Annotated in this window: 15 protein-coding genes; 6 read left to right on the plus strand and 9 right to left on the minus strand. The window is 37.5% G+C overall.

The features are described from left to right. From RE431_RS15205 to RE431_RS15220, 4 genes are all read left to right on the plus strand, one after another. Positions 1 to 5,513: Ig-like domain-containing protein (locus tag RE431_RS15205; protein WP_309562822.1), on the plus strand; the 5,513-nt coding region annotated here is incomplete at its 5' end. A gap of 12 nt (positions 5,514 to 5,525) precedes the next feature. Continuing rightward, positions 5,526 to 6,422, plus strand: a complete 897-nt coding sequence (locus tag RE431_RS15210; RefSeq protein ID WP_309562823.1) for a PorP/SprF family type IX secretion system membrane protein — start codon at positions 5,526 to 5,528, stop codon at positions 6,420 to 6,422. Positions 6,423 to 6,439: 17 nt separating this feature from the next. Next, positions 6,440 to 8,302, plus strand: a complete 1,863-nt coding sequence (locus tag RE431_RS15215; protein WP_309562824.1) for an OmpA family protein — start codon at positions 6,440 to 6,442, stop codon at positions 8,300 to 8,302. 382 nt (positions 8,303 to 8,684) lie between these two features. Next, complete coding sequence (locus RE431_RS15220) at positions 8,685 to 10,157, plus strand: S41 family peptidase (protein ID WP_309562825.1); 1,473 nt, start codon at positions 8,685 to 8,687, stop codon at positions 10,155 to 10,157. Positions 10,158 to 10,420: 263 nt separating this feature from the next. Here the strand turns inward: RE431_RS15220 and RE431_RS15225 are convergent, their stop codons facing one another. The 6 genes from RE431_RS15225 to RE431_RS15250 all read right to left on the minus strand — a co-directional run bounded on the left by RE431_RS15225 (position 10,421) and on the right by RE431_RS15250 (position 15,016). Beyond that, positions 10,421 to 10,927 (minus strand): CAP domain-containing protein, encoded by a 507-nt coding sequence (locus tag RE431_RS15225; protein ID WP_309562826.1) that lies wholly within the window; start codon positions 10,925 to 10,927, stop codon positions 10,421 to 10,423. A gap of 176 nt (positions 10,928 to 11,103) precedes the next feature. After that, positions 11,104 to 12,012 carry a ribonuclease Z gene (locus tag RE431_RS15230; protein WP_309562827.1) on the minus strand — a complete coding sequence of 303 codons (909 nt, stop codon included), beginning with the start codon at positions 12,010 to 12,012 and terminating at the stop codon, positions 11,104 to 11,106. A gap of 29 nt (positions 12,013 to 12,041) precedes the next feature. Next, a complete protein-coding gene (locus RE431_RS15235) occupies positions 12,042 to 12,374 on the minus strand; it encodes a ribonuclease Z (RefSeq protein ID WP_309562828.1) in 333 nt (110 codons plus the stop codon). Positions 12,375 to 12,425: 51 nt separating this feature from the next. After that, on the minus strand, positions 12,426 to 13,358 hold the full coding sequence (locus RE431_RS15240) for an aspartate carbamoyltransferase catalytic subunit (protein WP_309562829.1): 933 nt from the start codon (positions 13,356 to 13,358) through the stop codon (positions 12,426 to 12,428). 7 nt (positions 13,359 to 13,365) lie between these two features. After that, entirely contained in the window at positions 13,366 to 13,905 is a 540-nt protein-coding gene (gene pyrR, locus RE431_RS15245) for a bifunctional pyr operon transcriptional regulator/uracil phosphoribosyltransferase PyrR (protein ID WP_309562830.1), read from the minus strand. A 103-nt stretch (positions 13,906 to 14,008) separates the two neighbouring features. After that, positions 14,009 to 15,016 carry an alpha/beta hydrolase gene (locus RE431_RS15250; protein ID WP_309562831.1) on the minus strand — a complete coding sequence of 336 codons (1,008 nt, stop codon included), beginning with the start codon at positions 15,014 to 15,016 and terminating at the stop codon, positions 14,009 to 14,011. A 264-nt stretch (positions 15,017 to 15,280) separates the two neighbouring features. Between RE431_RS15250 and RE431_RS15255 the strand changes: the two genes are divergently transcribed. Together RE431_RS15255 and RE431_RS15260 are read left to right on the plus strand one after the other, a co-directional pair. Beyond that, entirely contained in the window at positions 15,281 to 18,328 is a 3,048-nt protein-coding gene (locus RE431_RS15255) for a PAS domain S-box protein (RefSeq protein ID WP_309562832.1), read from the plus strand. Further along, positions 18,315 to 18,713 (plus strand): response regulator, encoded by a 399-nt coding sequence (locus RE431_RS15260; protein WP_309562833.1) that lies wholly within the window; start codon positions 18,315 to 18,317, stop codon positions 18,711 to 18,713. Before RE431_RS15255 ends, RE431_RS15260 begins: the two co-directional genes overlap by 14 nt. A gap of 79 nt (positions 18,714 to 18,792) precedes the next feature. Here the strand turns inward: RE431_RS15260 and rpsA are convergent, their stop codons facing one another. The 3 genes from rpsA to lon form a co-directional block, all read right to left on the minus strand. After that, entirely contained in the window at positions 18,793 to 20,643 is a 1,851-nt protein-coding gene (gene rpsA / locus RE431_RS15265; RefSeq protein WP_309562834.1) for a 30S ribosomal protein S1, read from the minus strand. 204 nt (positions 20,644 to 20,847) lie between these two features. Beyond that, positions 20,848 to 21,549, minus strand: coding sequence for a (d)CMP kinase (gene cmk, locus RE431_RS15270; RefSeq protein ID WP_309562835.1), 702 nt, complete (start codon positions 21,547 to 21,549; stop codon positions 20,848 to 20,850). A gap of 84 nt (positions 21,550 to 21,633) precedes the next feature. Continuing rightward, entirely contained in the window at positions 21,634 to 24,084 is a 2,451-nt protein-coding gene (gene lon, locus RE431_RS15275; RefSeq protein WP_309562836.1) for an endopeptidase La, read from the minus strand. Positions 24,085 to 24,121: the final 37 nt, after the last annotated feature.

Here is a 24,121-nt window from a genome sequence, read left to right on the forward strand (position 1 = left end):
CGATCACTGTCTCTACCGAAGATACTTTCACAGTAACTGTAACCGGTGATAATGGATGTACTGATACTGCTTCTGTTTCTACTACTTTAGATAATGAAGCTCCTGTGGCTGGTATCACTAATGATAACGGTCTGGCACTTGATTGTAACACTCCTTCAACTACGCTGACTGCTTCTGGTGGTTCTAGCTATGCCTGGACAAATACAAACGGTGACAATCTTGGAGACTCTGCTTCGATCACTGTCTCTACCGAAGATACTTTCACAGTAACTGTAACCGGTGATAATGGATGTACTGATACTGCCTCTGTTTCTACTACTTTAGATAATGAAGCTCCTGTGGCTGGTATCACTAATGATAACGGTCTGGCACTTGATTGTAACAGTCCTTCAACTACGCTGACTGCTTCTGGTGGTTCTAGCTATGCCTGGACAAATACAGCCGGTGACAATCTTGGGGACTCTGCTTCGATCACTGTCTCTACCGAAGATACTTTCACAGTAACTGTAACCGGTGATAATGGATGTACTGATACTGCTTCTGTTTCTACTACTTTAGATAATGAAGCTCCTGTGGCTGGTATCACTAATGATAATGGTCTGGCACTTGATTGTAACACTCCTTCAACTACGCTTACCGCTTCTGGTGGTTCTAGCTATGCCTGGACAAATACAAACGGTGACAATCTTGGAGACTCTGCTTCGATCACTGTCTCTACCGAAGATACTTTCACAGTAACTGTAACCGGTGATAATGGATGTACTGATACTGCTTCTGTTTCTACTACTTTAGATAATGAAGCTCCTGTGGCTGGTATCACTAATGATAATGGTCTGGCACTTGATTGTAACACTCCTTCAACTACGCTGACTGCTTCTGGTGGTTCTAGCTATGCCTGGACAAATACAAACGGTGACAATCTTGGAGACTCTGCTTCGATCACTGTCTCTACCGAAGATACTTTCACAGTAACTGTAACCGGTGATAATGGATGTACTGATACTGCTTTTGTTTCTACTACTTTGGATACAGATGAAGAGACTCCTTCAATCGTATTAGACCAGCAAACCGATTGTGATATTGCAACTGGATCTATTTCAGTTGAGTCACCAAAAGAAAATACCACCTATACCATTTCAAGTACTAACAACTATTCAGAATCTAACGAGTCAGGTATTTTTACAGGTTTAGAAGCTGGAACATATACCGTAACAGCTACAAATAACGATAGCGGTTGTAGTTCTGCTCCATCAAATGGTATTACAATAGAGCCACAGCCAATGCCAGCTGTTGCAAATAATGATTCTGTTGATACAAATGAGGATGAAGCACTAACTATAGACGCTTTATCAAATGATACTAATCCAGAGGATGGAGATTTAATTATTGAATCTTACACTCAAACTTCAAACGGTACAGTAACTCAAAATGAGGATGATACTTTTGAATACACTCCTAATGAAAATTACAATGGAACAGATTCATTTACTTATATTATAACTAATGGTAATTGTGATAGTTCTACTGCAACGGTAACTATAACTGTTAATCCAGTAAACGATGCTCCGGTTGCAAATGATGATAACGCTGTTACTGACGAGGATACTGCTGTCGTGATCAATGTTCTTGAAAATGATACTGATATTGATGGTGATGAGCTAACAGTTGTTAGTGTAACTCAGCCTTCAAACGGTAACGCGGTAATCAACGAAGACGGTACAGTAACTTATACTCCTAACGAAAACTTCAATGGAGATGATGAGTTCACTTACACCATCGAAGATGAAGAAGGACTTTCTGATACAGCTACTGTATTTGTAACAGTAAATCCAGTAAATGATGCTCCGGTTGCAAACGACGATTCTGCTGTAACTGATGAAGATACTGCTGTTGTGATTGAAGTTCTTGAAAATGATGTTGATGTTGATGGTGACGAACTTACTGTGGTAAGTGTAACAGATCCTGAAAATGGTTCAGTAGTGATCAACGAAGACGGAACTGTAACTTATACTCCTAATACAGATTTTGAAGGTGAAGATGAATTCACTTATACTATCGAAGATGAAGAAGGACTTTCTGATACAGCTACTGTAACTGTGATCGTAGCTCCTACAAATGATGCTCCGGTTGCAAATGATGATAACGCTGTTACTGATGAGGATACTGCTGTTGTGATCTATGTTCTTGAAAATGATACAGATGCTGATGGTGATGAGCTTACAGTTGTAAGTGTAACTCAGCCTTCAAACGGTACTGTAGTAATCAATGAAGATGGAACGGTAACCTATACTCCTAACGAAAACTTTAATGGAAATGATGAGTTTACTTACACGATCGAAGATGAAGAAGGACTTTCTGATACAGCTACTGTATTTGTAACAGTAAATCCAGTAAATGATGCTCCGGTTGCAAACGACGATTCTGCTGTAACTGATGAAGATACTGCTGTTGTGATTGAAGTTCTTGAAAATGATACTGATGTTGATGGTGACGAACTTACTGTGGTAAGTGTAACAGATCCTGAAAATGGTTCAGTAGTGATCAATGAAGACGGAACAGTTACTTATACTCCTAATACAGATTTTGAAGGTGAAGATGAATTCACTTATACAATTGAAGATGAAGAAGGACTTTCTGATACAGCTACTGTAACTGTGATCGTAGCTCCTACAAATGATGCTCCGGTTGCAAATGATGATAACGCTGTTACAGATGAGGATACTGCTGTTGTGATCGATGTTCTTGAAAATGATACTGATGTTGATGGTGATGAGCTTACAGTTGTTAGTGTGACTCAGCCTTCAAACGGTACCGTAGTAATTAACGAAGACGGAACGGTAACCTATACTCCTAACGATAACTTTAATGGAGATGATGAGTTCACTTACACCATCGAAGACGAAGAAGGACTTTCTGATACAGCTACTGTATTTGTAACAGTAAATCCAGTAAATGATGCTCCGGTTGCAAATGATGATTCTGCTGAGACAGATCAGGATGTGCCGGTTGAGATCGCAGTACTTGATAATGATACAGACCTTGACGGTGATGAACTTACAGTTGTAAGCGTAACAGATCCTGAAAATGGTTCAGTAGTGATCAATGAAGACGGTACAGTAACTTATACTCCAAATGATAGCTTTACAGGTGAAGATGTATTCGAATACACAATATCCGACGGAAACGGAGGAACAGATACTGCAGTGGTAACCATTACAGTAAATGATACTGAAGGACCTGAGATCGCTTGTCCTGCTAATATGAATCTGAATAATGATCCTGGTGTATGTGGCGCAATTGTAGATTTTACAATTCCTGAATTTACAGATAACTCTGGATCTGCAACGATTGAACAAACTGCCGGACCGGCACCTGGAGACCTGTTCCCTGTAGGAACAACTACAGTGACTTTTGTTGCAACAGATGCTTCAGGGAATTCTACTACCTGTAGCTTCGATGTCATCGTTACTGATAATGAAGCTCCAGTAGTTGAAACGATTGCAGATATTAACGTAGACACAGATACAGATGTTTGTGGTGCAGTTGTAGAATTTGGAAATATCATAACTTCTGATAACTGCGAAGTGGATACTGTTGAAGTGACTGAAGGCTTGATTTCTGGATCTGTTTATCCTGTTGGAACAACTGAAGTTACTATCAACGTAACCGATATTTATGGAAACACTACTACTACAACTTTCAGTGTTACAGTTAACGATAATGAAATGCCAGTCGTTTCATGTCCATCAGACATTATAACTACTACCGAGGCAGGTGAAGCATTTGCGATTGTTAATTTTGACAATGCAACTGCAACAGATAATTGTGATGTTAGTGTAGAACAAACGGCAGGTCCGGTTTCAGGATCAGAATTCCCAATTGGAGATACAGTAGTGACTTTCACAGCTATAGATGCTTCTGGAAATTCAACTGAATGTAGCTTTACCGTTACTGTTGAAGATGATGAGGATCCTAGCCTTGAATGCCCTTCAGATTTTGATTCTGGAGTAGATACTGGTGTATGTGGTGCCGTGGTTGAATTTGAAACTCCAACTGGATTTGATAATTCTGGAGAAGTAACCGTAACTCAAACTAATGGGCCGGCTTCTGGAGCAGAATTCCCAGTAGGAACAACTACTGTAGAATTCACTGCAACAGATGCTGCAGGAAATTCAGCAACATGTAGCTTCACCGTAACAATCAATGATGATGAAGCTCCTGTTATTGAAGACATGGAAAATATCACTGTAAATAACGACGCAGGTATCTGTGGTGCAGTAGTGAGCTTTGAAACTCCTGGCGGAACTGATAATTGTGGAATCGAAAGTGTGATCATGACCGAAGGTCTTGATTCAGGATCTGAATTCCCAGTAGGTGAAACAACTATTACTTACGTAGCTACAGATACTGCAGGATTAACTGCAACTACAAGCTTTACTGTAACAGTTATTGATAACGAGGCTCCATCAATTGAGTGTCCGGAAGATATTACTGTGAACGTAGCTTTTGGAACTACCTCTGCTATCGTAGAGTATGAAACTGTAACTGTAACCGATAATTGTGGTGGTAGTACAACAACTATGACAAGTGGAATCGCTTCTGGTGAAGAATTCCCTGTAGGAGATACAGTAATCACATACACTGTGACCGATGCTAATGGAAACGAATCAACCTGCCAGTTTACTGTAACGGTTGAAGAGAATCCTGCTCCTGCGCCACCTCCAGCTCCAACGGTAGATGTAACACAGGCTACTTGTAGCAATCCAACAGGAACGATAACTGTAGAAGCTGAGCAAGGTCTATCTTATAGTATCGATGGTGAAAACTTCCAGACTGAAGGTGTATTTACAGATCTTGCACCAGGAACTTATGATGTTGTTTCTCAGAATGGATTGGGACAACTATCAGATCTTACTACAGTAATAATTGAAGAGCCAGTTGCTGAAGAGATCGAATTGGTTAATAATGGAACCGTAGATCTTTGTGTTGATGATTCGGCTTACGATCTAACAGACCTTTTCGTTGGAGACTTCGATGAATCAGGTGTATGGATTGATACTAATAATACTGGTGCTTTAGAAAACGGATTTGTAGATCCAGATCTACTTGCTCTTGGTTCTTATACTTTCGAATACAGAATTGAAGGTAACTGTCCTTCTAGCACTATAGTAACAGTATTGGTAAATGATGACTGTGTAGTATTAGATTGTACCATAGAAGATGTTCGTGACAGTATTTCTAAAGCTGTAACTCCAAACGGAGACAATAAGAATGACTTCTTTACTGTAGATCTTGATATTGCTTGTGGATTCACTTACAACGTTAAGATATTCAACAGATGGGGTGCTAAAATATTTGATGCTCAGAACTACCAGAACAATTGGGATGGTTATTCAGATTCATCTTTTGGAAGCTCAAATCAATTACCATCAGGTACGTATTTCTATGTACTTGAGATCAATGAAGGAAACTTCGAGCCAATTCAAGGTTATATTTACTTAGGAACTAAATAAAAAAGGGAAACCATGAAAAAAGTTTATCTAATTATATTAATGCTATTTGTTGCGGCCCCAGGATTTTCGCAACAGCTCCCTCAGTTTACGCAGTACATGTATAATACAGTTTCTATTAACCCTGCGTATGCAGGTAGTAGAGATGGATTTTCTATCACCGCACTAAACCGTAACCAATGGGTTGGTGTAGATGGAGCTCCTGTTACTCAAACACTATCCATCAATTCTCCTTTGAGAAACGACAAAATAGGTTTAGGATTGTCTATCATCAATGATAAGATTGGTGATGAGAACACAACCTTTGTATATGGAGACTTTTCATATCGTGTAGATCTAAGCGCAGATCTTACCTTAAGATTAGGATTAAAAGCAGGTGCTTATTACTACGGACTCGATGATCCTACTTTAGGAGATGACCCGTTCTTCGCAGATAACTTTAACAGATGGACTCCAAATTTTGGAGCTGGGGCTTACCTTTCATCTCAAAACTGGTATCTGGGATTCTCTGCACCAAAACTTATTAATAAGGATAACAACCGTGCTGAAGAATTTAGAGCGCTGGAACAGGTTCATTATTACCTTACTTCAGGATATGTGTTCGATATGAGCGAGAACTTTAAGCTAAGACCTTCAGCTTTAGTAAAAGCTACAAAAGGAGCACCGCTTTCAGTAGATATGACTGCAACAGCGATCTTCAACGAAAAGTTTTATCTGGGAGCTAATTATAGAATAGATGATGCTATTGGAGCATTTCTGGATGTACAATTATTTCCAGGATTTCGTGCTTGCTACGCTTACGAGTATTCAGTTTCAGATATTCAACCTTATACTTCGGGATCACATGAATTCCTGTTGATCTATGAATTCAGATTTAAGAATACCAGGTACAAATCACCACGATTCTTTTAACCAAAAGCCTGTTAATTATGAAAAACATATACTTTTTATTTTTAATACTACTTTCCGGTTCGCTTAGCGTACAGGCTCAAAGTGGAAAACAAAAAAAGGCAGATAGGCTTTATAACGATTTCGCCTATCTGGAAGCTACAGATGTTTACAAGGAGCTAATCGAAGATGAATATAACGTTGTCTACAACTCTAAGAAGTTAGGTGATGCTTATATGAATCTTAGAAGCCCGGAGAACGCTGTGTTTTATTATGGCGATGTTATCGAAGACACCACCATTTCTCCAGAATACTACTATAAATATGCACAGGCACTACGTGGAGTAAAGAGATATGACGAATCCAGACAGTGGTTGCGTAAGTATCTTGAAAGTGGAAGAGGTTCTGAAGAGATTCAGACAATGCTTAACAAAGACGAATATAAGAGCAAGGCTACTTATAAGTTAAAAGCTGCCGACTTCAATTCTGAAGTAAGTGATTTTGGAGTTTTTGTAAAAGACGATCAGGTATATTTCGTTTCAGCCAGAGCTCAGGATGTAGATGTAAAAGACAAAACTTACAGCTGGAATGGTGAACCTTTCCTTGATATCTATGTAATGGATAAGGCTTCAGGTAATATTGAACCAATAGGCGGAGATATTAATACAAAGCTACATGATGGCCCTGCAGTTATAAGTCCGGATGGAAATACAGTTTACTTTACTAGAAATAACTATATAGATAACAAAGAAGGTAAGAGAGATAAAGAGAAAACAAATCACCTTAAGCTTTATTCAGCTAGCAATGCTGGAAACGGTTGGGCTGATGTAAAAGAACTTACTTTCAACAGTAACGATTATTCTGTAGGTCACCCTACTCTATCTCCAGATGGAAAAATACTTTATTTCGCTTCTGATATGCCCAACGGTATTGGCGGAACAGATATTTATAAAGTCTCTGTTGATGAAAATGGAAATTTCGGAGCACCCGAAAATCTAGGTGAACCTGTAAATACAGAATTTGACGAAACTTTCCCATTCATGGACACCGATGGAACTTTATACTTCTCATCTAACGGACACGCTGGTCTAGGTTTATTTGATATTTTCAAAATGACCGAAGAAGATGGCGTAGAAAATCTTGGTGAACCGGTTAACAGTAGCAAGGATGATTTTGCATATTTCCAGGTATCAGATTCTCGTGAAGGTTATATCTCTACAAACCGTGACGGCGGTAGTGATGATATCTATGTCTTCAATAAAATGAATCCGTTGGTTCTAAAAGGTCAGGTAACAGATGCTGTCAATGGAAATCCAATTTCCGCAGCAACCGTAAGACTTATGACGGAAGAAGGTGAGGAACTTGCTTTTCTTGAGACTGACGAAGAAGGAAATTATGAAACTGAGATCGCTAGAGATAAAACCTTTCCCGTAGAAGCCAAGGAAATAGAATATCAAACTTTCGAAGGTGAAGTTAGCTCTATGGATTCAGACGAAAAGGATGAGATTGTATATAATATTCAATTGAATCCGGTAACCGATGTAGAATATCTCGCTGAAATTGATAATATCTATTTCGATTTTGATAAGTCTAACATCAGACCTGACGCTGCAGCTGAACTTGATAAGCTGGTAGATCTTATGCAGAATGAATATCCAGATCTTGTAATTGAGATTGGATCTCATACAGACAGAAGAGGTAGCAATGCCTACAACGAAAAACTTGCTGAAAGAAGAGCAAAATCAACCTATGATTATCTTGTGTCAAAAGGAATTGCTGAAGATAGAATCGTAGAGTATAAAGGCTATGGTGAAACCAAGCCAGCGATAGATTGTGATCGTTGTTCTGAGGATGACCACCAACTGAACAGAAGATCTATGTTTAGCGTAGTTAAAATGGAATAAACTTCTAACTAACCCGAAGGAAAGAGGCGTTCTGGAAAAACTGATCTCCCCCCTATTGCTTTAAGCATATAGCGTGGATTCAAACAGAAACTTTTCTAGAAAGTCTCTTTCTATATAAATTTAACCCAACCGGAAATCGATAAAAGGGTAATGATCTACAGAGAACGATCATTTAAGATTTTGCAAATCGACCCCAACAAATCGATTGAAGAGAAAAAGGTTCAGCCTCTAGCCTGAACCTTTTTCGTTTTTATTACGTAAGTATTAGCAGTTTCCGTTTCTTTATTAGCCGAATGAAGTTTTAACACTTTATGGCATAGTTACTGAACTAAATAAAGAAAAATTGTAGGAAAGATTAAGTTTTTAACCAAAACTAAAACTAATGAAACTGAAAAATTTACTAATACTGAGTAGCTTATTATTCTTTATTCTTAGCTCATGTTCAAAGGATGAAGATATAATTGATAATCCAAATCCCAATACGGGTAATGAAAATCCAGTAAATTCGAACGAGAATGAAGAGCTGGAAGTAGAAAGCTTCGTCTACAGGGGTTTGAACGAATTATACCTTTACAAAGCGGATGTTCCGGAACTGGCAGATAATTATTTCAGCAGTTCCAGTGATAAAAATGAATTTCTAGCCAGTGCTTCTTCTCCTGAAGCATTGTTTGATGACCTTACTGCTTCTTTTGATAGATTCAGTTTTATAACTGATGATTATAATAGCCTGGAAGAACAATTCCAGGGAATGAGCGGTGCTACCGGTATAAAATTCGGATTGGGACAGATCTCCGGTACAAATAATGTATTTGGTATCATTAGATATGTACTCCCAAATACTTCAGCTGCTGAAGCTGGTTTGGAAAGAGGAGACATATTTACAGAGATCGACGGCCAAAAACTTACTTCATCTAATTTCTCCAATTTGATCGAGAGAGAAAGTTTTACCATTAATGTTGGATATGTTGAAAATGGAAAGATCTATTTAACGGAAGAAGAAGTAACTCTTACAGATGACACATACACTGAAAATCCTATTTTCATTGCCAAGACCTTCGATATTTCAGGAAGAAAAATTGGCTATTTAATGTATAATAGTTTTATAGGAAATTTTGATGAAGAGCTGAATGACGCTTTTGCTGAATTTCAGGCTAATGGAGTAACAGATTTCATCCTTGACCTTAGATATAATGGTGGTGGTTCAGTAGAGTCTGCTAAAGACCTTTCTAGCATGATTACAGGGCAGTTCGAAGGCGAGGTATTTATAAAAGAACAATGGAATGCTAAATATCAGAACTATTTTGAAACTCAGAATCCTGAAGCTCTGGTTAATAGATTTGACAGCACGCTTAGAACAGGAACTGCGATAAATAGTCTTAACCTGAACGAGCTTTATGTATTGACTTCAAGATCCAGTGCCTCTGCCAGTGAGTTGGTGATCAATGCTCTAGACCCTTATATCAATGTGATCCAGGTTGGAGATAGAACGGTTGGAAAATTTCAGGCCTCTGTAACCTTATATGATAGTGATGATTTTGATAAAGAAGGTGCAAGTGATAATCATACTTACGCTATGCAGCCACTAGTTTTTAAGTCTATTAATGCTGATGGTAATTCAGATTATGTAGATGGCCTGATACCTGAGATCACATACGTGGAAGATTTGAATGATTACGGTGTTCTTGGTCAACAAGATGAGCCGTTACTAGCTGCAGCTTTAAATAACATACTCGGACGTTCTCAAATTACAAAACAATACAATAGAAGATTGGAGTATCAGAATTTAGGTGAAAGCGGAATGAATGATATGCAATACCAGAAAATGTACATTACAGAACTTCCAAAGTTGGATTAAATAGATAATAATGTAATAGATAAAGAAAGGTCCGGATGAATTTCTGGACCTTTTTATTTAAGGCAATTGTCTTAAAATCTATCAATAGATCTTAATTTTTCTTAATTCCAGTCTCGTGTTTAAAATTCAGGTTCATTTTAGAATTTCCTTAAGTTAAATTACGCAGTGAATTAACAATTTTTGAGTTGTAGGAATAAAAAAAAGGGTCAGCCTCTAGCCTGAACCCTTTTCTTCGATTTGGGGGGAAAACAAAACTTGCGGTATTACTTTTTTATAAAAATGTTGGTGAAATAATTTCTTCCATTTTCATCCTGTCTAACCGATACTCCAAAATGAGTAAAATCACCTTCAACATTTTCTCTATGTCCCTTGCTCTTTAACCAGGCATTAACAACTGCTTCTGAAGATCTGTAACCATAACCAACGTTTTCGGCAACTTTCTTAGCTCCAATCTCTTGCATCAAAAAAGAAGCACGCTCAGCAAAATTATCATGACTAACGGTTCCTTCTGTAATCATATACTCATTATGACCTTCAGATTCAATAGATATGTTTGCAATGACTTTTAATTCCTTTAGACCTAAAGCGCTTCTATAAATATTGATCTCATCAAGGATCTCCACTTCGATCGTCGAGTAAGTATACTCTACCTTTTTTGTAACAACTTGATCGTAAGAAGAAACTTCATCTCCAATGCTATCTTTTGAACACGATGTAAGAAAAACCGTACATAAGATTAACATAAATCCTGTTAAAGTAATTTTTTTCATAGGTTGTAATGTTAGATTCAGGGAAGATAAATCTACATCTTTTATCGACTAAAGACATAACAATCTAAAAAAAAGACTAAAATTTAGTCAATTTTAACATTTTCTGTAGGAATTTACGTTATGTATACTGATTATAAGTCGTTTAACGACCTTTTAATGAAGAATGCGGAAGAGTGTTATTCAACGATAATTTCTTTTCCATCATCGGCTAAAATGATGTCGGAAAATATTTCAGAGGCCTCTGTTCTGAATAGTTCGATATTGGTATATCTGGTAGAATAATGTCCCATGATCAATTTTTCGACATTTGCGGCATTGGCTATGGAAGCTGCCTGTTTAGCTGTAGAATGCTTTGTTGGAAATGCCAGATCTGCCTGATCTTCTAAGAAAGTAGATTCGTGATACAGAACGGTTACATCTTTTATCAATGGAACAAGTTCAGGATCATAAACTGTATCGCTGCAAAAAGCGTAAGATTTAGCCGGTGGTGGATCTGCAGTAACCAGATAATTAGGAATTAGTTTTCCATCCTCTGAAACTACATCCTTGCCTTTTTTCAGACTTTTAAAAAGCGTATAGTCAATATTATATTCTTCCGCCTTATCTATTAAAAGCTTACGGTCTCCCTCCTTTTCCTTGAACAGAAAGCCATTGGTATAAACGCGATGTTTGAGCGGTAATGTGCTTACACTTACTTTGGAATCTTCAAATAGTAATTCCGGTTCTTTTGAAGTAAGTTCATGAAATATCAAAGGAAAGTTGGTCCAGGAATTGGCCAACTTCAGTTGCAGTGTTATGATCTCCTTTATTCCCTTTGGACCATAAATATGCAGTTCATTATCACGATTTAATAATCTGAAAGTAGATACGAGTCCTACAAGTCCATAAAAATGATCGCCGTGTAGGTGCGAAATGAAAATATGTTTGATTTTAGAAAACTTGATCTTATTGCGACGTAATTGAACCTGTGTACCTTCACCACAATCTATCAGGAATAAATGATTGTTAATCTCAAGAACCTGAGAGGTCGGATTTGTGAAACTACGTGGTGTCGCTGCATAGCAACCAAGTATGGTAACTTTCATTCAATCTTCATTTTCAATTTGAGCTGGATCTAAAACCCGAGATCTCTCTGGATTTCATCCATTTGTATCATATCTTCAGCTTCCTGAAGGGTAGGAACTACAACAAGTTCTTCTGGTAACTCATCTATACCTACTGCATCGTTGACTAAAACAAAACTTTTATTTTCTCCCCTGTGTACATTTGAGATCTCCAGAAAAGCAAGTAAGCTCTCTGCATTTGCCTCATTATACCTTCTAAGATCTACCACAAGATTTTCAGATTTAAAGTCATTATGATGCTTTGTTAAGCCTGAAACAAAATCGGTAAGCGAATCGGTATCGTTTTCAATAAGAAGAAAATTTTCTTTTTTAGAAGTTTTCATTGTATTGTACTTATATCATTCTATATCACGTTCCGAAGAACAATGATCTTTTTATTGCTTAATTTTTGAAGCCAGTAGATAGATCACAGCCATTCTTACAGCTACCCCATTCTGAACCTGGTCCAGGATGATTGCATGATCTGAATCTGCCACATCACTGGTGATTTCAACACCACGATTAATCGGTCCCGGGTGCATTACTACGATCTCCTTATTAAGGCTATCCAATAGTTTTTTATTCAGGCCGAATTGCTTCACGTATTCACGCGTACTCGGGAAATAGCTAATATCCATCCTTTCGTTCTGAACTCTTAGCATGTTAGCCACATCACACCATTCCAGAGCTGCCTTCAGATTCATCTCCACTTCTACTCCAAGAGATTCTATATGTTTTGGTAAAAGGGTTTTAGGACCACAAACTTTTACTTCAGCTCCCTGAAGTTTTAGCGCGAAAATATTTGATAAAGCAACCCTGCTATGAAGAATATCTCCAACGATCACTACTTTTTTTCCTCTTACATCCCCGAGTTTTTCTCTAATAGAATATGAATCAAGTAAAGCTTGCGTAGGATGTTCATGAGCTCCATCTCCAGCATTGATAATGCTTGCGTTCACATGTTTAGATAAAAATATCCCAGCTCCTGGATTAGGATGACGCATTACCACCATATCCACTTTCATGGAAAGAATATTATTAACCGTGTCTATTAGTGTTTCTCCTTTCTTTACAGAAGAAGATGCCGCGGAAAAATTGATCACATCTGCACTCAATCTTTTTTCGGCTAACTCAAAGGATAGTCTTGTTCTGGTGCTGTTTTCAAAGAATAGATTGGCAATGGTAATATCTCTTAATGAAGGCACCTTTTTAATTGGCCTGTTAATTACCTCCTTAAAATGATCGGCTGTTTTGAAGATAAGATCTATATCTTCAGGTTTAAGATATTTAATTCCTAATAAGTGATCTACACTTAATTCGCTGCTCATTTTTTATCTATTTTGAAATTAGGTAAACCGCGTCTGCACCATCATTCTCTTCCCAGCTCACCTTTACTTTTTCTTCATTAATTGCATCTACCTGTCTTCCATTATAATCTGGCTGAATAGGTAAATGCCTGCTGAATCTTCTATCTATTAAACTTAGTAATTCAATTTCACTTGGTCTTCCAAATGATTGAATTGCTGTTAATGCTGCTCTAATGCTTCGGCCGGTATATAAAACATCATCAATAAAAACCACTCGTTTATCTTCCACTACAAAATCGATCTTCGTTTTGTTTGCTTCCAATGGCTTTTCACCTCTTCTGAAATCGTCCCTATAGAAAGTGATATCAAGCTGACCTGTACTAATATCACTTAGTCCATACTCTTCTTTCAGGATTTTTTCGATTCTTTGAGTAACATAGATACCTCTTGGCTGAATCCCAACAAGTACTGTATTTTTAAAATCTGTGTGCTTTTCTACCAATTGACAAGCCAGGCGATGCAGAATGATGTTGATCTGGTTTGAGTCTAGTAGTACTTTACGGCTCATAAGACTATTTGTAGATTGGAACAAAAGTAATGTTTTTTTTGGATTGAATTATTATCTCCAGACGTTCATGTTTTATAAAGGAGATTCTATAATCCTTATAATATCAATTCAATGAATCTAATTTAATCTTCATGTTTTCTCTGAAGAATTCAAGGATAGCATTCTCAACGATTTCGGTATCCTTAGATTTGATATCACTCCCTATAAAATGAGTGGCGGGTGTCCTAAGAGGTTTCAAAACTTTTAAAGAATCGGGTGTGCCTAGCAATTTATACACATCTTCATAAACGCTTACTTCAACATGCTGATCTTCTTCTATAAAATTTCGATGATAATACAGGGTAAGTACCGGACTTGTGATTTTTTGAAAGGTCTCAGGAAGCATCGTAGTTTCAACGAGAACCTGTAGATCTACCAGCGCTTTTGAAGGATAAATTGTATCCCAGTACTTTCGTGCCTCTTCCTGTTCATGTTCTATCTTTTTCATATCCCCAAAAGAAATAAGTTTCGCGATCTCATATCCCCAGGGAGAATTAAGCACAAAAGTTCCGGGTTGGTCATCTTCAACATTTGGAGACAAATTAACCAAGGCATAAACCTGATCTGGAAATTCAGCTGCCAGCTTAAAAGCTAAAGTACCACCGGTAGATGTGCTCATAATAATCACCTTATCTCCTAACCTCTTTCCAATTGCCAATGCTTCTCTAGCAGAAAACCATGCATTCTCACCTGAAAAATTCTCAAGTGCGGCCTCAGGTTTCAATCCATGTCCTGCCCATCTGGCCATATAAATATTCGCTCCGAGATCTTCAGCGATATCTTTATTTACCGGATATCCATCCATATAACTTCCGGCAAATCCGTGTAGGTAAATTATGCTGTACTCAGTTTTTCTTTTCTGATCATTGTTCCAGATTATATGTGCTTCGTTATCTTTTCTTACGGGAAGAGAATCTTCCTTTTTCTCAACATAAAGCTCAAGCTTATCTAAAGAGGAGGTAATTTCTGGAAGTGAATTTGAATAATCAGGTTTATCTGGAATGGGTCCAGAAAAATATGTAATGGTAAGCGTTACTAAAAAAATCAGGATAGCCCAGTATCTTTTTTTCATCCTCAATGATAAGCATATTTTTTAGTAGAGAATCCAAAACTATTGTGAAATAGCACCTTTTCATAAGATTACCATTTTAAATTTCAATTTGGAATTGTTGCTTTACTATTACTACATTAAATATCAGGAATTTTTCAGGATTCTTTTAATAAATCTGCTTTCAAGATATTTCCGTATATCTATTTATAATTTTTAATTGTATTTTATTCGAAATTAGTATTACTTGCAGCAAGCTAAGATTCCCAAATCTTAAAACTAACCACAATGACGTACGGTGTTATGGACAGGATTTTCTCCTTGATCAGGAAAAATCAGGAGTATTTTGAGTTTACTCAGGTAAGCGCACTGGATGGCTTTTTGATCTTTAATATAGAAGATCCTAAAAGTATCTGGTTAAATCCCAAACTTCGCTCTATCCTTGGGTATGATCCTGCGCTTTACGAAACCAGAGAGCCTACTAAAGAATTTATAGACGAAGAGAACCTGAAACTTATTGGTGGTCTTAACAAGGGTAGCACCCGAATTTTTCTTAAACACAACCAGGGTTTCAAGATTCGTTTATCTGTAAATACCTTAAGAATTAATACTGAAGATAGTCACTGCCTGCTAGTTGGAGTAAACCAGATGGAACAGACATCTGAAGTTAAATACAATCTCCTTCGAAAATTAAGCCGCTATGAAAAAATTATTGAAGGCGCAGAATTGGGTAACTGGCAATGGAATATTCAAACTGGCGAGACTATATTCAGTGACAACTGGGCTCAGGTTCTGGGCTATTCCCTGGATGAATTAGAACCTACTTCAGTAAAAACCTGGGAAAGCCTAGCTCACCCTGCAGATCAGGAAAAATGCAACCAGGAACTTCAGAAACATTTTGATGGAGAAACAGATTACTATCTCACCGAAGCCAGAATGCGCAATAAAACCGGGGATTGGATTTGGGTAAGAGATAAAGGAAAAGTAGTTACCTGGACTAATGATGGTGAACCAGAATGGATGACCGGTTTTCATGTAGATGTCACTGAAGAAAAATCCAGGCTTGAAATAAAGAAATTATTTATAGATCAAGCTCCAAGTGCCATTGCTATGTTCGATAAAAATCTGGTATACGTCGCAGCATCAAACAAATGGCTGGAAGACTATCATATTAAAGATAAAGAGATCATTGGGCATTGCCATTATGATATCTTTCCGAATATTTCTAATGAATGGAAAGAAATTCATAGAAAATGCCTGAATGGTGAAATTCATAGTAAAGATGAAGATTGCTACATCTATCCTGACGGCACCGAACAATGGATAAGTTGGGAAGTAAGACCCTGGTATACCAATGAAAACACCATTGGTGGGTTGCTCATGCATACTGCAGATATCACTCCTATTAAAATGGCTGAAAGAGAGATCTTTAAGCGACAGCAATTAATGGAAACCGTACTTGAAAGTATCGATGTTGGCATCGTTGCCTGTAATCAAAATGGAGAGCTAACTTTATTCAATAAAGCAACCAAAGACTGGCACGGTTTGCCAGCAGAAAAAATCCCACAGGAAAAATTATCGGAATACTATGGACTATTCGATATTGAAGGAAAGAGAGCACTCGAGTTATCAGAAATTCCATTGCTTAAAGTTCTAGACAATGGTAAATTAGAGAGCGATGAGATCATGATCAAGCCAAATAATGGTCCACATCGTAAGGTATCCGTCAACGGCTCTCAACTTTTTGATGAGAATGGAAAGCTTTCCGGAGCGGTTGTGGCAATGCATGATATCACTAAGAGAATCGAAGCGGAGAATAAACATCGTATTAGCCAGGAGACTTTTAGAGGTAGTTTTGAGAATGCAGCAATTGGAATGGCCATTATCAATCCAGATGGAAATTGGATCCAGATAAATAACAGGGTAAGCGAAATTGTTGGTTACACCTCAGAGGAACTACGAGAGTTTACATTTAGAGATATTACACATCCTGAAGATCTTGACCTCGATCTAAAATTACTGAACGAACTGGTTGAAGGTAAACGAGATCATTATCATATGGATAAGCGTTATTACCATAAAGATGGTCATATTGTTTATATCAATCTTGCCGTTTCTCTGGTTAGAAATGAGAACAACGAACCGCTTTTCTTTGTGTCGCAGATCATAGATATTTCTAAAGAGAAAATTGCTGAAGCTAAACTGAAGAATACACTGGTTGAACTGGAAGGACTACTTGAAGCCAGCACGCGAGTAAGTATCATCAGTATAAAACCAGATGGTATTATCACTGCCTTTAATAAAGGAGCTGAAAATCTATTGGGATACACTAAGGATGAAATGATTGGCAAACAAACTCCAGCCATCATACATTCTAAGAAGGAAATGAAATCACGATCCAGAGAATTTGAAGAAATCTATGGAGAAAAACATGAAGGTGTTGAGTTATTCAAGGCAATGGCTAAAAAGAATAAATTCGACACCAGGGAATGGCTTTATAAGCCTAAAAATGGTAATATGTTCCCTGTTCAGCTAACTATTACCACGATCAAGGATGAGGGTGAGATCATAGGATACCTTGGAGTAGCCACGAATATTTCCAAATTAAAAAATGCAGAAAGAGAATTGTCAAATATTCTTGAACTTACCAAAGATCAAAATGATAGGCTTAAGAATTTTGCACATATCGTTTCCCATAATTTAAGATCACACTCCGGAAACCTTGGAATGTTACTGGACCTGTATGTGGAAGATCATCCAGATCAGAAGGAAGATCAGATCATAGATATGCTATATAAAGCTTCAGGAAATCTAAAGGAAACCATAGATCACCTTAATGAAGTAACTATCATCAATGCATCGGTAAGTGAAAATCTGGTAGAAGTTAACCTTCATAATGAAATTAAAAAAGCAAAAAATGCTGTCGTTGCCCTTATAAATAATGCTAATCTGAACATAATTAATGATGTTCCTGAAGATTGTCATGTTATGGGTATCCGGGCGTATGTAGAAAGTATTCTTCTGAATTTTACTACGAATGCAATCAAATATAGATCTGAAGAAAGAGAAAGTTTTGTAAGATTCAGCATTATTGATAAGAGAAAGTATATCCAGCTAATTATTGAAGATAATGGGCTGGGAATTGATCTAAAAAAGAACAGGCAAAAACTGTTTGGCATGTATAAAACCTTTCACAACCATAAAGATTCAAGGGGAATTGGCTTATTCATTACCAAGAACCAGATAGAAGCAATGGAAGGAAGTATAGATGTAGAAAGTAAAGTTAACCACGGAACCAAATTTATAATTAACCTAAAAAAAGATGAAAAAAGTTGATATAGCCTGCATCATTGACGATGATCCAATATTTGTATTCGGAACAAAAAAAATCATGAAGCTTGCCAATTTTTGCAACAACTTTATGGTGTTTCATAATGGTGAGGAAGCTATAAACAATTTGAAGCCTATCATTGAAGCCAATGAACCATCATTACCAGATGTGATTCTTCTGGATCTTAATATGCCAATTATGGACGGTTGGCAATTCCTGGATGAGTTCGTGAAAATACCCTGTGAAAAAGAGATCACCATCTATATCGTAACCTCATCTATAGATCCACAGGATCTTGCTCGCGCGAAGGCTTATGATAACATTAGTAATTATCTAATAAAACCTATAAGCGCGCAGAAGCTTCAGGAGTTATTGACAGAAGCAGGGTAATTAAAGAACATAAATTAAGAGTATAAAAAAACCTCCTTAGAAAACTAAGGAGGTTTTTACTTTATAAATATCTGGTAAATTATCCTTTACCTTCCATTTTGTCTTTCAACGCTTGAAGATCAGCATTTACATCACCAATTGTAGTGGTGTTGTCTTTGTTTTGCGCAGCTGATTTCTTAGCAGCCTGCTTAACAATTTTTTGCTCTTCTTCTTTGTGAATTACCATGTGAGAAGCTACCACTCTCTTGAATTCTTTGTTGAATTCAATGATCTGGAATTCTGCCTCTTCACCTTTCTTAAGTTTGCTTCCGTCTTCTTTTTCAAGATGTCTCTGCGGAATGAATGCAGTGATATCCTCGTTAAAGTCGATAGTTGCTCCTTTGTCTACGATCTCAGTGATCTCTGCAGTATGCTTAGATCCAACACCGAAGTCTTTTTCATATTTATCCCAAGGGTTATCCTCGATTTGCTTATGTCCAAGAGAAAGTTTTCTACCTTCAACATCAAGTTCAAGAACTACAACTTCAAGCTCATCACCTACGTTAGTAAATTCTGATGGATGCTTGATCTTCTTAGTCCAGGAAAGATCAGAGATGTAGATAAGTCCGTCGATTCCTTCCTCTAGCTCTACGAATACTCCGAAGTTAGTGAAGTTACGAACGATACCTTTATGCTTAGAACCTACAGGATATTTGGAAGTGATATCTGTCCATGGATCCTGGCTCAATTGTTTGATACCAAGAGACATTTTTCTATCATCTCTATCTAAAGTAAGGATCTGTGCTTCTACCTCATCACCAACATTTACGAAATCCTGAGCTGAACGCAAGTGCGTGCTCCAAGACATTTCAGAAACGTGGATAAGACCTTCAACACCTTCAGCAACTTCGATAAATGCACCGTAATCTGCGATCACAACTACTTTACCTTTCACATTGTCACCAACTTTAAGGTCCTCGCTAAGAGCATCCCATGGGTGTTGGCTAAGTTGCTTAAGACCTAACTGAATTCTAGACTTAGACTCATCAAAGTCAAGGATTACTACGTTAAGTTTCTGATCAAGTTCAACGATCTCGTTTGGATGATTGATTCTAGACCAGCTAAGATCTGTAATGTGTACAAGTCCGTCAACACCTCCAAGGTCAACGAATACACCGTAAGAAGTAATGTTCTTAACAGTACCTTCAAGTACCTGACCTTTTTCAAGCTGACCGATGATCTCTTTCTTCTGCTCTTCGATATCTGCTTCGATAAGCGCTTTGTGAGATACAACAACGTTTTTGAACTCATGGTTAATTTTAACCACTTTGAATTCCATGTTCTTACCAACGTAAGCATCGTAATCACGGATTGGCTTAACATCAATTTGCGATCCTGGAAGGAAAGCTTCAATACCAAATACATCTACGATCATACCACCTTTAGTACGACATTTGATGAATCCATTAACTACAAGACTCTCGTCATGTGCTTTGTTTACTCTTTCCCAAGCCTTGATCACTCTCGCCTTACGGTGAGAAAGGATCAACTGTCCAGTAGAATCTTCTCGAACGTCGATTAATACCTCAACATCATCTCCTTCTTTAAGGTCTGGGTTGTAACGAAATTCGTTAAGAGAAATAACTCCTTCACTCTTCGCGTTGATATCGATAATTGCATCACGATCTGTAATATTGATTACTTTTCCTGTTACAACCTCGTCATCTAAAGTGTCAACGAAATTTTCTTCAACTAGCTTCTCAAATTCTTCTAGCTTTTCATCGTCGATAGGATCGATTCCTTCTTCGTAATTGTGCCAGTTGAATTCTTTAAGAAATTTCTCAGGATTTTCCTGTTGCTTTTCTGCTTCAGGTTGAGAGGCTGTCTCCATTCCGGCTACATCCTGTACTTCAATTTCCTGAGTGTCTTTGTTTTTGTTTTCTTCAGCCATTACTGACTTTAAATTTGTATTCTGAGTCTCTTCGGAAATCTTTAAGCAAAACAGAAACTACAGAAGTTGTTTATAGTTTTGATTTTCAACCCTTTTTGGATTTCCGGTCTTCTGCCAAAAAGGAGTGCAAAAATACGATATAAAACAAAAATCCGCAACTAATATTAAAATTAATTGCGGAGTAGAAATTTTATTGATTCTTATCTAAGAATTTACTTCTGCTATCTTATCCTTAGCGATCTTCAGGATCTTTTCAAATTGCTCGTCAAGACCCATATTGGAATTATCAAATTCAACAGCATCATCTGCCATGATCAAAGGAGAATCTTCTCTGGTTGAATCCATATAATCCCTGTCCTTTACATTTTGAAGCACCTCATCAAAGTCAACCTCATCTCCCCTCTCTTTCAGCTCATCGTATCTACGCTGAGCCCTGGTTTGGGTGGAGGCGGTCATGAATAACTTCAGTTCTGCATCTGGAAACACTACGGTACCTATGTCTCTACCGTCCATTACAATTCCTTTTTCCTTTCCCATCTCCTGCTGTTGTTCAACCAACTTTTTTCTAACTTGTGGAATTGCTGAAACTTTGCTTACCTGCTGAGAGACTTCCATATATCTGATCTCTTTTTCAACATTCTCATCATTCAGATACATTTCTCCAAATCCAAGTTTTTCATTGAATTCAAAACTTAAACTGATAAATGGCAAATGACGAATAATAGCTTCTTCATCAAAATTACCTTCAGATACAAAGACCTTTCGCATCATGAATAATGTAACCGCGCGATACATTGCTCCAGTATCTACGTAAACATAACCTAATTCTTTTGCCAGCTTTTTAGCAACCGTACTTTTTCCTGTGGAAGAAAATCCGTCTATCGCTATTGTAATCTTTTTATCCATTTAAAATTTTATGTTTTGCAAAGGTAATTTTTTAGAAGTGTTATTCCCTAATTAAATAAAAAAAGCCCCATAAAGGGGCTTAAATTATAACTTCTTCGCGTTCTTCACATTTTGATTTGTGATTGCGATATCAATGACATCGCTCATTTCTTTAACGTAGTGAAAGGTTAATCCTTTCACATATTCTTCTTTGATTTCTTCTATATCACGCTTATTATCTTCACAAAGAATGATCTCTTTAATCCTGGCTCTTTTAGCTGCAAGGATTTTTTCTTTGATCCCTCCAACAGGAAGAACTTTACCCCTAAGTGTGATCTCACCTGTCATTGCAATACTTTTCTTCACTTTTTTCTGAGTGAAAAGAGAGACAAGAGACGTTAGCATGGTTATACCTGCACTTGGACCATCTTTTGGCGTCGCTCCTTCCGGAACGTGTATATGCACATTATACTGATCAAATATAGAAGGTGTAATTCCAAGTCTTTCAGCATTCGCTTTGATATATTCCATTGCGATCGTAGCAGATTCTTTCATCACCTTACCCAGGTTACCTGTGATACTAAGGTTTCCTTTTCCTTTGGAAAGAATTGATTCTATAAATAAGATATCACCACCAACACTGGTCCAGGCCAATCCTGTTACTACTCCGGCTACATCGTTATTCTCATACTTATCGCGCTCCATTTTAGGGCTACCAAGAATTTCTATAATATCTTCATCGGTAACCTTAATATTATAATTTTCTTCCATCGCAATATTCTTGGCAGCATATCTTACCACTTTTGCGATCTGCTTTTCAAGCGCACGAACACCAGATTCACGAGTATATCCCTCTACAATTTTCTCTAGTTGTTTCTTCCCGATCTTCAAATGATCTGCATTCAAACCATGTTCTTCGAGTTGTTTTGGAAGTAAATGTCTTTTGGCGATTTGTACTTTCTCCTCGATGGTATAGCCAGTAACATTAATGATCTCCATACGATCTCTTAATGCAGGCTGAATAGTGCTTAAAGAGTTACAGGTTGCTATAAACATCACTTTAGAAAGATCAAATCCCATTTCAAGGAAATTATCATGGAATTCTGAATTTTGTTCAGGGTCCAATACTTCTAGCAAAGCGGAAGATGGATCTCCAGAATTTCCAATAGCAAGTTTATCAATTTCATCAAGTACAAAAACAGGATTACTGGTTCCGGCTTTCTTCAAGCTTTGAATGATCCTACCAGGCATTGCACCAATATAGGTTTTCCTGTGTCCTCTTATCTCCGCTTCGTCTCTTAATCCACCTAAAGAAATTCTAACATATTCTCTACCTAAGGCTTCTGCAACAGATTTACCAAGTGAAGTTTTACCAACACCCGGAGGTCCGTAAAGACATAGGATTGGCGATTTCATGTCATTCCTAAGCTTGAGAACAGCTAGATATTCTATGATACGCCTTTTAACATCATCCAGACCGTAATGATCACGGTCAAGTATCTTCTTGGCTCTTTTTAGATCGAATTTATCTTTACTGAATTCATTCCATGGAAGATCAAGAAACAGATCCAGGTAATTTCTTTGAATTGAATATTCAGCAACCTGAGGATTCATTCTTTGCATCTTGGAAAGCTCCTTTTCAAAATGATTCTGAACTTCCTCACCCCATTGCTTGTCTTTAGCACGATCACGCATTTCCACGATCTCACCTTCATGTGAAACTCCGCCCAGTTCCTCCTGGATGGTTTTCATTTGCTGATGAAGGAAATACTCACGCTGCTGCTGACTCATATCACTCTGTACTTTGCTCTGAATATCATTTTTGAGTTCCAGTTTCTGGTTCTCGGTATTCATGTGCTTCAAAGTAGCTAGAGCTCTTTCCTTAAGATCGTTCATCTCAAGTAACTTCTGCTTCTCCTCTACACTTAAACTCATGTTAGAAGAAACAAAATTGATCAGGAACGAATTACTCTCAATATTCTTGATCGCAAAAGAAGCTTCAGAAGGAATATTAGGACTTCCTTTAATGATCTGTAAAGCCAATTCCTTTATTGAATCTATAATCGCAGAGAACTCAGCATTATCTTTTTCTGGCCTGTTATCTGGAATCTCAGCAACCGTAGCATTCATATAAGGCTCTTCGGTTACCACCTGAGTGATCTGAAATCTTTTCTTACCCTGGATAATCACTGTAGTATTTCCATCAGGCATTTTAAGAACTCTCAGTATTCTGGCCACTACTCCAACTTTATTGATGTCTTTCGATGTAGGGTTTTCTACCTCTTCATCCTTTTGAGAAACAACACCAATGATCTTACTTCCATTATTTGCTTCATTAATCAATTTAATGGAAGCATCTCTCCCGGCAGTAATTGGAATTACCACACCTGGGAAAAGTACAGTATTTCTTAACGGAAGTATAGGTAGAGTTTCTGGCAGATTCTCTCGGTTTATTTCCTCTTCATCTTCAGGCGTCATTAGAGGGATCAACTCCGCATCTTCGTCTATACCCTGCAATGACAAACTGTCAATATTACCAAACTTTGTTTTCGCCATAATTATATTTAAGTCAAACTGTCACCAAAACTAATAT

Source organism: Christiangramia sediminicola, assembly GCF_031344135.1.
Lineage (GTDB): Bacteria > Bacteroidota > Bacteroidia > Flavobacteriales > Flavobacteriaceae > Christiangramia > Christiangramia sediminicola.